Here is a 1,699-nt window from a genome sequence, read left to right on the forward strand (position 1 = left end):
TCTTCGCCGGCCTCGCCGCGGGCAACTACAACGCCATCGCCTCTTCCGTCACCATCACCGAAGAGCGCAAGGCCACCATGGACTTCTCCGAGCCCTACGTCAACGCTGGTCAGGTTCTCGTCGTCCGCAAGGATACGGCGAACGTCACCACCCTCGCCAATCTGGTGGGCAAGAAAGTTGGCGGACAGATCGGCACCACGGGCGTGATCGAGATCGGCAAGGTCGCCGGCGTCGAACTCAAGACCTACGACGAGATCGGACTGGCCTACCAGGATCTCGCGAACGGCAATATCGAAGGTGTCGTCGCCGATTCTCCCATCGCCGCCAATTTCGCTCTCCAGAACCCCACCTACAAGGACAAGCTCATGATCGTGGGCGTCCCCTTCACCGACGAGTGGCTTGGCTTTGCCTTCAAGAAGGGCGATGCGAAAACCCTCAAACTTTTCAACGACGGTCTTGCCAAGGTCAAGTCTTCGGGTAAGCTCGACGAACTCGTGACGAAGTGGCTCAAATAGCATGACGAAGGGTTCTTCAGCGTCCGGCCGGGACGATAAAGGCGTCGGCCGGACGACGATCAACATCACCGACGGCACCCTCATCCCTTCGAAGGATGAGGGCGGCCTTCTCTCCGCCTGGAACATTTCGTTCTTCGGAGCGGTCGGACTCCTCGTCGCCCTTCCATTCTTCAGCCCCGATCCCTACCTCCGGATTCTGTCCTTCGTCCCCGATGGGCTCGCCGCGACATTCAGCGTCACTCTCATTTCGATCTTCTTCGCCCTCATCCTCGGACTTTTCGCGGGCTTGGGCAGGATATCGCACAACAAGGGCATCAATCGCCTGGCGACCGTCTATGTCGAAGTGATCAGGGGAATTCCTCTTCTCGTGCAGCTGTTCTATATCTACTACGCGCTTGGCCCCCTCCTGAGGCTGCAGGGACCGCCCGCGGCCATCCTCGCCATGTCGATATGCTATGGCGCCTATATGGCCGAGATATTCCGCGCTGGCATCCAGGCTATCCCCAAGGGTCAGATGGAAGCGGCCCTCGCCCTCGGGATGAGCAGATCGATGGCCTTGCGCAGGATAATCATTCCGCAGACGGTCAAGATCATTCTGCCGCCGATCGGCAACGAATTCATCGCTCTCCTCAAGGACTCGTCCCTCGTCTCCATTCTCGCGGTATCAGACCTGCTTCGCCGCGGCAGGGAGTACGCATCGACCTCCTTCAGGTATTTCGAGAGCTACACGGTCATCGCACTGATCTATCTTGTGATGACGCTCTTTTTCTCGCGCCTCGTCGCGCTCATGGAAGAAAGGCTGAGACACCGTGGCAATGTTCATTGAGATAAAAGGCGCTTTCAAGACATTCGGCACCGTCCAGGCTCTCTGCGGCGTCGACCTGAGCGTTAAAAAGGGCGAAGTCGTCCTCGTCATAGGCCCATCGGGATCCGGCAAGAGCACATTGCTCCGTTCGATCAACCGGCTCGAGCTTCTCGACGCAGGCTCGATCAGCATAGACGGCGACAGCGTCACCGACGCAAAATCGGACATACGCCACATCCGCGAGGAAGTGGGCATGGTATTCCAGAGCTTCAACCTCTTTCCCCATCTGAGCGTCATGGACAACCTCACCCTCGCGCCGACCGTCGTGCTGAAGCAGGGCAAGGAAGAAGCCGCAGACAATGCGCGCAGACTTCTCGCC

3 protein-coding genes are annotated in these 1,699 nt (G+C 58.6%); all 3 read left to right on the forward strand.

Features of this window, described 5'->3' with window-relative positions:
* The coding region (locus WAZ62_RS04065; protein ID WP_422642248.1) for a transporter substrate-binding domain-containing protein at positions 1-515 on the forward strand (515 nt) is incomplete at its 5' end.
* 1 nt (position 516) lies between these two features.
* A complete protein-coding gene (locus tag WAZ62_RS04070) occupies positions 517-1,341 on the forward strand; it encodes an amino acid ABC transporter permease (protein WP_422642249.1) in 825 nt (274 codons plus the stop codon).
* Positions 1,331-1,699, forward strand: a 369-nt coding sequence (locus WAZ62_RS04075) for an ATP-binding cassette domain-containing protein (RefSeq protein WP_422642250.1), incomplete at its 3' end; no start/stop codon positions are given. The genes WAZ62_RS04070 and WAZ62_RS04075, both read left to right, overlap by 11 nt.

It is taken from the genome of Zavarzinia sp., assembly GCF_049306435.1.
In the GTDB taxonomy this organism is placed as follows: Bacteria; Pseudomonadota; Alphaproteobacteria; order Zavarziniales; family Zavarziniaceae; genus Zavarzinia.

Bases quoted from the DNA above. Each gene is read 5' to 3' on its own strand.
- WAZ62_RS04070 (WP_422642249.1), top strand. From the start codon at position 517: ATGACGAAGGGTTCTTCAGCGTCCGGCCGGGACGATAAAGGCGTCGGC.